Genomic DNA, 7,196 nt, shown 5'->3' with positions numbered 1-7,196 from the left:
CCCACCCACGACCCTCTCGTGCAACCGCGCTGCGCACCCGGGCGCGGGATGGGTGCGCAGCGCGGTGCGGCCCCGGTCCGCGGGAAGGACCGGGAGTTCACTCCGCCGGGGGACGGTGACGCAATTTCAATGGAAATCGGAGGTCCAATTTCAATGGAATTTGCGGATTCCCGGCTAGGCGCGGATGGCGGGCATCATGATGGTCTGCTCGGCGGGGTCGACCTGGCGTTCCGGGCGGCGGATCCGCATCGGGACGGTTCGGCGGGTCGCCGCGTGCCGAGCCGGCTGGCGGGGGATCTGGCGTCGCGGCGGGGCTTGCGGGGGGACGACCGGGATGACGCCGGTGTCGGCGACCTGCAGGTCGAGCCGGTCGACGCTGGTGGTGTCGCCGCGGTGGGACTCGATGGCCTCGCGCAGGATCCGCCGGTCTTCCCTGGAGACCAGGAGTTCGCGGCGGGCCGCGAAGGCCGCCATCGCCAGGGACGCGCCCAGCACGTCACCGCTGTCCAGCTGGTTGCCGATCATCGTGGCGAGCCGGTCGGGCATCTCGGCGGCCAAGTGCAGGAGCACTCCGTCCAGTGCCTCGAAACCCGCTTTCGCGTCCACCTCGGCGGGCATGAAAACGCCCTGCTCCCAAACGAACACGGTTCCCTCCGTCAAGAATCTCAAGCGCTGCAGCCGAGTTTGACCTGCGCCGCGGCGTGACGCGCGTAAGTCGGGCCGTCGCTGGTGTAGTCGACGCCGCGCGAGTGCAGCTTGATCGTCAAACGCCCGTCGCCGACCGGGAACCGGCCCGCGTCGACCCACTGCCCCTGCCGCCCGACCTGGTCGATGCGGAATTCGCCGACCGGGTTCGACGTCTGGTCCGTCTGGTAGACGGTGTAGTAGCTCGGCGCGCCGCCGACCCGCGTGATGCCGCCCCGGGGGACGAACACCCACGCCTGGCAGCTGCCCTGCCGGACGTCACCAGTAGTGAACCGCCAGACCGCGGCGTTGTCACCGTCCTTGTTCGGGTCACCCGACATCGGCAGCGAGTCGAAGGAACCGTTGCACCCGTCGGCGGCGTGCGCCCCGGAGGGTGCGGTCTTCCAGCCAGCTTCGCCGTCGGTGTAGTAGCCGGGGCGGCTGTAGTTGCCGCCGGCGCAGCCCGGCCCGGCGACCGCGGCGAAGGTCGGCGCGGCGGGCGGCGCCGGATTCTCCTGGGCGCGGACGTCACCGGCGGGCGGCGGGGGCGGCGGAGCTCCGCCCTCGGCCGGGGCCTGCGGGGCGTTCTGGTTCACCGCGGGCGGCGCGGGCGGCTGCACCGGCTGGCCGGGGTTCGACTGCTCCTGCGCCACGCCCGGCACGAACCCGGCCTGGGCCTGCGCGTCGTCCTCGAACGCGGCGGGCGTCGGCAGTTTCGCCTGCGGCCCGTCGTCCTTGGACAGGCCCATGACCAGCAGCGGAACGGACAGCAGCACCAATCCGGCGACGGCCGCAGCGGCGATCACCGGCTTGGACACGCGGTTGCCGGGGCGCGCCGGGGTCGTGGTCTCCTTCGCCGACTTGGCGGCGGCGACGGGCGCTACCTTGGTCGCGGCCTCCGCCTTGGCCGTGGTTGCGGTGGCAGGCTCGACCTTGCCGCTGGTGGCGGCGACCGGGTCGGCCAGCGCGGATTCCTGGACGGCGGGCATCACCTGGGTGTCCGCGGCGGCGGCCCGCATCTCGGTGTCCGCGGCCTCGGCAACGGCGTTCACGCTGACGCCGGAGGTCTTCTCCCAGGGGTGCTCACCTGCTGCGGACGCATCCTTGCCGCTAGGGCTCATCTGTCGGTTCCCATCGGTCGAGTCGTTCCAGCCGAGCCATCGCCAACTGCCCCCCCACCAACAGCGGATGCCCGGACAAGCGCACCGGAGCAGGTGACACCACCAAACCCCTGCCCAAAGCCTGGTCAACACCGACCAGACGAACAAGTAACCGAATACGGGGACAAGCGGGGGAACCGAAGCAGGATCAAGCCGGTACTGCGGTGGCTTCGAGGGCCTTGGCGAGGTGCTGGCGGTGGGCCGGGGTCGCTTCCTGGAGGGGGAGGCGGACCGATGGGTGGGGGATGATTCCGCGTTCTGCCAGGGCCGCCTTGGCCATGATGGCTCCTTGGGAGGTGCGCATGACGGCGTCCACCAACGGGAGCAGTCCACTTTGGATGGGGCGGGCCGTTTCGAGGTCGTTGTCGCGGACGGCTCGGACGAGTTCGGCGTTGCGGTCGGCGAAGACGTTGCCCACCACGCTGACCAGGCCGGTGGCGCCGGAGGCGAGGTAGGGCAGGTTGAGCTCGTCGATGCCGCAGTAGTAGGCCAGCGAGGTGCGGCTCATGACCGTCATCGCTTCGAACAGGTCGCCCTTGGCGTCCTTGACCGCGCGGATCCTGGGGTGCTCGGCGAGTTCGAGCAGCGTGGGCAGCTCCAGCGCGATGCCGGTGCGGGCGGGGACGTCGTAGAGCATCACCGGCAGCTCGGTGGCGTCGGCGACCGCCGTGCAGTGGGCGACGACCCCGGATTGCGTCGGCTTGGAGTAGTAGGGGCAGACGAGCAGCAGTGCGTCCGCGCCCGCTGCTTCGGCTTCTCGGGCGCGGCGGATGCTGGAGGCGGTGTCGTAGGTGCCGACGCCCGCGATCACCCGGGCTCGCCCCTGCGCCCGGGCCACGACGTCGCGGATGAACTGGGTCGTCTCGGCGTCGGTCAGGGTGGGCGCCTCGCCGGTGGTTCCTGCGACGACGAGGCCGTCGCAGCCGGTGGACAGCAGGTGGTCGACGAGGCCGGCGAGGCCGGTTCCGCTGATCGTTCCGTCCGGGTTCATCGGGGTCGCCATCGCGACGAGGTTGGAGCCGAAGAGCAGGTCAGCGCGGTTCATGACTCGATCCTCGCGTCATCGACAGATGCGGTCCAGCGATGCTTTCTTGCTGATATTGCGTAGCATTGCTTCATGATCGAGGTGGGTGCACTGCGGGCGCTGCGGTCGGTGGCCGCTCTCGGGACGCTGGCTCGGGCGGCCGACGAGCTCGGGTTCACGGCTTCGGCGGTGTCGCAGCAGATCAAAAGATTGGAGCGCCAGGTCGGGTTGCCCGTGCTCGCGCCTGCCGGGCGCGGCGTGGTGCTCACACCAGCCGGCCAGGCCATCGTCGACGCCGCGCCCGAGGTGTTCCAGGCGTTGGAGCGCTGCGCCGAAGCCGCTCAGTCCGTCGCGGACGGCGCTCCACAAGGGACACTCCGCGTGGTCGCGTTCTCGACCGGCATCCGCGGCCTGCTCGCTCCCACCATGCCGCGACTTTCGAAGCGGTGTCCGGATCTGCGGGTGGAGATCAGCGAGCAGGACCCCGACCAGGCGCTCCACAGCATCGATGCGGGGACTGCCGACCTCGCCCTCGCGCACGACGCCGACGGACTTCCGGTCCCGCTTTCCCCGTCGTTGACCCGGCGACTCCTGCACACCGACATCGGTGACGTCGTGATGGCCCGCACGCACCGGCTCGCGAAGCTGGACCGGCCGCTCACCAGCGCAGACCTGATCGGCCACCGGTGGGTGACCAGCCCGCCGGGAACGGTGTGCCACCAGTGGTTCCGACGCCTGTTCGCGGACGTGCCGGAAGAACCCGACGTGTGCCACCGGGTGGACGACTTCTCCACCCAGATGTCCCTGGTCGCCGGCGGCGAAGTCCTGGCCCTGATCCCCCGCCTCGCCCGCCCGCCCCTCCGCGAAGGCCTCATCTCCCACCCGCTCCACCGCCCACCCCAACGCGAAGTACACGCGGTATGGCGGAGCAGCGCCAACGCCAGCCCAGCGATCCAAGCCGTCCTCGCAGAGTTGGAGGCGACCGCTCCGCCCGATGCCCCGTGAGCACTTTCTGGTGTCATGACCCCACGAAGTGCTCACGGACCCGCTCCCGCACGCCCGGCATGGCCGGGGTTCGAAGTCGTGAGCAGTTTGGGGTGTTCTGGCGCCCCAAAGTACTCACGAAACTGGGCTCGCTGCCGGTAGGACTGGTCGGTGCTGAGGCCGTGAGTACCTTGGGCTGTCCTGGCGACCCAAAGTACTCACGGGGGGCGGGTTGCACAGGCGTCGGCGACGGCGCTGCGCAGTGCGCGCTTCGAAGCTGCCGAGTCGGCGTTGAGCAGGACGTCGACGTATTCGGCCGGGGGCGTGACACCAGCGGTCAGCAAGACGCCCGTGAGTACTTTGGGCTGCCATAGCGACCCAAAGTGCTCACGGGACGGAGCGCGGCACGCGGAGCGTATGCATCGGGCGAGCGTGTACGTCCGGGTGCGTAGGCCGGTGGTCGTCATCGGGTGGATGTGCCGCAGATGAGGTCGGCACACACTGGCTTCCCAATGCAGCCACGGGAATCCGCTCGGGACAGGTGGGGTGGAAGCGGATTCCCACGCCTCGGAAGCTGCATCTGCTCGGGAGGAATCCGATGTCCATCAACGAATCCGCCGCAGACCTGCGCGGTCCACGGGTCGCCGCCACCGCTGCCGTGGCGTACGTGGGCTGCTTCGCCGTGTCCTTGATCCTGCCCGGGCTGCTGGGCCAGCGTTTCGCGGCGCCGGTGCCTTACGCGTCGGACGAGGAGGTGGCGGCCAAACTGGCCGCCAGCGACCACGGCCTGGTGCCGATCGGCGCGTTCTGGCAGGCAGCGAGCGCACTGGCGCTGTTGGTGTTCGTGCCTTATGCGGCGCAGTTCGTGCGCGGGCGGGTTCCGGGGAGCGCGCTCGCGGGGCTGGTGCAAGCCGGCGGTGTCGTGTCCGGTGGGCTGCTGGTGCTGTCCGCGTCCGCGCAGTGGATCTCCTACCAGCCGACCGTCGCCGCTGACGTGCACCTTTTCCGGGCGGTGACGGATCTGGTGTTCATCACCGGTGCCGCGCCGCACGTCGCCACCTTGGGCTTCCTGGTCGGAGCAGTGGCGTACGTCGGTCGCAAGACGGGTGCGCTGCCGGCCTGGCTGAACTGGTTCGGACTGGTGATCGCCGCGGTGTCCTTGGTGTCGATGCTGTCGCTGATGTTCGAAGTGGCGACGATCTTCATCCCGCTGGGCCGCTACGTCGGAATGATCTGGTTCCTCGCGGTGGCGGCCGTCCTGTGGTCGCGGCGCGAAGCCACGGCATCCGCAGTCCGGCAGTGAGGTTCGAGGATGCGCTACCTGCTGCTGGGATGGGCCGCGGTGATCGGTCCGTTGATCGTGTCGGGGTTGATCGGCGGCCCCACGGGATTGTTGCCGCATCTGATCTACCACCTGGTCTATTCCGCGCTGAGCCTGATCGGGATCTGGGCGGCGGTGCGCATGTCGTCGCGCGGGCGGCGGGTCTCGTTGGCAGCCGCTGTCGGCGTGATCATCGCCGGACAACTAGGTCAAGAGCTCGTCGTGCTCACGCACGGCGGGGTGCACGCCGGCCCGGAAGTCCTCACCCAGCCCTTCCACGTGGCCAGCGCCATGGTGTCCCTGCTCGGCATCGTCGCGGCCGTGGTGGTTCTGATCGCGGTCACGGTGGCAACGGTGGTGCCGGGTCGCCGGACGGTTCACGACGGCCGAATTGCAGATCCGGACACGCCGGGAAACTAGCCCACGGCCTCGCGCAACGCGCTCGCGAGGATGCGCGTGGAAGCGGTTGAGCCGGGGTTGAGGAGTACGTCGACGCCTTCGTCCGGCAGCGCCTCGGCCAGCTCCGCGGCGGTGGCGTCGCGCCAGCCCGCGACGCGAACCCGGTCGCGGTGGGCGGGCGCTGTGGTCACCAGGATCGAGGCCTCCCCGTCCGGGGCCGGTGCGACGACCGGGGCGCCCTCGTCGTCGACAGCGATCCCGAACTCCGCGTCGCGCAGCACGGCGAGCAGCTCCCCGGCCCGCAACCGGCCCTTGACCGCCAGCCGCAGCACCGCGTCGACGGGGTCGGTCGGCGAGTCCGGGCCGGGCGCGTAGTCGGGGTTCGACCGGAACCTGCCGGTCGTGCCGTCGGCCTCGACGTACCAGCCGCCGACCACTGCCTCGCGGGGCGGCCGCGGCAGGTTCCGGCCCTGCTGGTGCCACGCCGGGTCGATCAGGAACACCCACCGGGACTCCGCCGGCAGCGCTTCTTCCGCGCTCAACGCAACGACCTCCTACCTCCGAACATGCGCGGGATCCCGTGTCAGGCGGGTTGGGGCGCGTTCTCCAGGTCGACCATCGCCACCCACTCTCGGCGGGTCGGGATGCGGGCCTTCGGCCCGGCGTTCGCGACGTGGGTCCGGAAGGGTTCGGGCAGCGCGATGCCCCGGGTCCGCAGGTAGTGCGTCGTCAGGTCGGACCATATCCAGGTGCCGTCCGTGCGGAGGGCGACCGGGACCACCGGTTCCTCGTCGTCCTCGAACAGGTCGGGCACCAGGGCGTCCTCCTCGGTGAGCGGGGTGCCGGAGTCGAGGTACTCGAGCTGGGCGTCCCGGTTCGGGCCCGGTGGCTCGCGGTCTTCGGAGTTCTCGTCGAAGCGGGCCAGCTCGATGTGCGGGAGCGGGCCGGTCGCGTGGATCTCGCGGCCCGCGACCAGGGCGGGGGCGTGGTAGTAGGTGTCCAGCGGGCTGTCCGGGGTGAACACCTCCACCTGGGGGCTGGGCAGGCCCGAGCGCCAGAGGCGGTCCGCCAGTTCCGCCGCGATCACGTGCGGTTTCATGCCGCCTTGGGTTTCCACCAGGTGCAGCGGACGGGCGATGAGCGGCGCCCCGCCCGCTGGCGTGCGCCAGGCCGACCAAGCGGTGTGCGTGCCCGGCTGGTCCTCCAGGTAGGCGCGGACGACTTCGGCGCAGCGCTGCGACGTCTCGTCCTCGCGCGGCTCGAATTCCCACAGCAGCACCGAAACGTCGTCGACGTGCTCCAACAGCTCGACGCGCTCGGCGGTCAACGGGTCCGCGCCGTCGAGCAGGATTTCGCGGGCATCCGGCGGCAGGGGCTCGTTCCACTCCAGGAAGACCTGGGTGATCAGCCGCGCTGCATGCGCCCAGTGGCCGGCCGCCAGCCAGCTCCGCGCCTGCCACACCACGTCGTCGGGCAGCCTCGGCGCGAGCCGCAGCAGCAGCTCGTGCCTCGCCCGGTCCTGCTCGTCCTGCATCATCTCCGAACCCCCAACGTCAGCCACCGGAAGGTGCGCACTCGCCGAGCCTCCACGCGGTGCGGGCCCGGTTCAAGTCACCGATAACGG

General features: G+C 70.6%; 9 protein-coding genes. 3 read left to right on the top strand and 6 right to left on the bottom strand.

Features of this window, described 5'->3' with window-relative positions; translation table 11 throughout:
- Nucleotides 1–174: 174 nt before the first annotated feature.
- From OU415_RS20955 to dapA, 3 genes are all read right to left on the bottom strand, one after another.
- Complete coding sequence (locus OU415_RS20955) at nt 175–645, bottom strand: hypothetical protein (protein ID WP_270950619.1); 471 nt, start codon at nt 643–645, stop codon at nt 175–177.
- 20 nt (nt 646–665) lie between these two features.
- Complete coding sequence (locus OU415_RS20950; protein WP_270950618.1) at nt 666–1,805, bottom strand: hypothetical protein; 1,140 nt, start codon at nt 1,803–1,805, stop codon at nt 666–668.
- Between the two features lie 187 nt (nt 1,806–1,992).
- The gene (dapA, locus tag OU415_RS20945; RefSeq protein WP_270950617.1) at nt 1,993–2,889 is read right to left on the bottom strand and encodes a 4-hydroxy-tetrahydrodipicolinate synthase; all 897 of its coding nucleotides are present in this window, start codon (nt 2,887–2,889) and stop codon (nt 1,993–1,995) included.
- Nucleotides 2,890–2,961: 72 nt separating this feature from the next.
- Here dapA and OU415_RS20940 point away from each other — a divergent pair, with 72 nt between their 5' ends.
- Complete coding sequence (locus OU415_RS20940; protein WP_270950616.1) at nt 2,962–3,873, top strand: LysR family transcriptional regulator; 912 nt, start codon at nt 2,962–2,964, stop codon at nt 3,871–3,873.
- 197 nt (nt 3,874–4,070) lie between these two features.
- Here OU415_RS20940 and OU415_RS20935 read toward each other — a convergent pair whose 3' ends face one another.
- Nucleotides 4,071–4,196: a hypothetical protein gene (locus OU415_RS20935; RefSeq protein ID WP_270950615.1), complete on the bottom strand. Its 126-nt coding sequence runs from the start codon at nt 4,194–4,196 to the stop codon at nt 4,071–4,073.
- 254 nt (nt 4,197–4,450) lie between these two features.
- Between OU415_RS20935 and OU415_RS20930 the strand changes: the two genes are divergently transcribed.
- Both OU415_RS20930 and OU415_RS20925 read left to right on the top strand, forming a co-directional pair.
- The gene (locus OU415_RS20930) at nt 4,451–5,155 is read left to right on the top strand and encodes a hypothetical protein (protein ID WP_270950614.1); all 705 of its coding nucleotides are present in this window, start codon (nt 4,451–4,453) and stop codon (nt 5,153–5,155) included.
- A 9-nt stretch (nt 5,156–5,164) separates the two neighbouring features.
- The gene (locus OU415_RS20925; protein WP_270950612.1) at nt 5,165–5,593 is read left to right on the top strand and encodes a hypothetical protein; all 429 of its coding nucleotides are present in this window, start codon (nt 5,165–5,167) and stop codon (nt 5,591–5,593) included.
- Here the strand turns inward: OU415_RS20925 and OU415_RS20920 are convergent.
- Nucleotides 5,590–6,114, bottom strand: a complete 525-nt coding sequence (locus OU415_RS20920; RefSeq protein WP_270950610.1) for a type VII secretion system-associated protein — start codon at nt 6,112–6,114, stop codon at nt 5,590–5,592. The genes OU415_RS20925 and OU415_RS20920 overlap by 4 nt on opposite strands.
- A 41-nt stretch (nt 6,115–6,155) precedes the next feature.
- On the bottom strand, nt 6,156–7,133 hold the full coding sequence (locus OU415_RS20915) for a hypothetical protein (RefSeq protein WP_270950609.1): 978 nt from the start codon (nt 7,131–7,133) through the stop codon (nt 6,156–6,158).
- Between the last annotated feature and the right edge of the window lie 63 nt (nt 7,134–7,196).

The sequence above is a fragment of the Saccharopolyspora oryzae genome, assembly GCF_027853915.1.
GTDB lineage: Bacteria > Actinomycetota > Actinomycetes > Mycobacteriales > Pseudonocardiaceae > Saccharopolyspora > Saccharopolyspora oryzae.
This window is presented reverse-complemented; position numbering and strand designations above follow the sequence as displayed.

What these genes read in the sequence shown, in the direction of transcription:
- OU415_RS20950 (WP_270950618.1), bottom strand. Translation starts at nt 1,805, where the DNA reads ATGAGCCCTAGCGGCAAGGATGCGTCCGCAGCAGGTGAGCACCCCTGG.
- dapA (WP_270950617.1), bottom strand. Translation starts at nt 2,889, where the DNA reads ATGAACCGCGCTGACCTGCTCTTCGGCTCCAACCTCGTCGCGATGGCG.
- OU415_RS20940 (WP_270950616.1), top strand. Translation starts at nt 2,962, where the DNA reads ATGATCGAGGTGGGTGCACTGCGGGCGCTGCGGTCGGTGGCCGCTCTC.
- OU415_RS20930 (WP_270950614.1), top strand. Translation starts at nt 4,451, where the DNA reads ATGTCCATCAACGAATCCGCCGCAGACCTGCGCGGTCCACGGGTCGCC.
- OU415_RS20925 (WP_270950612.1), top strand. Translation starts at nt 5,165, where the DNA reads ATGCGCTACCTGCTGCTGGGATGGGCCGCGGTGATCGGTCCGTTGATC.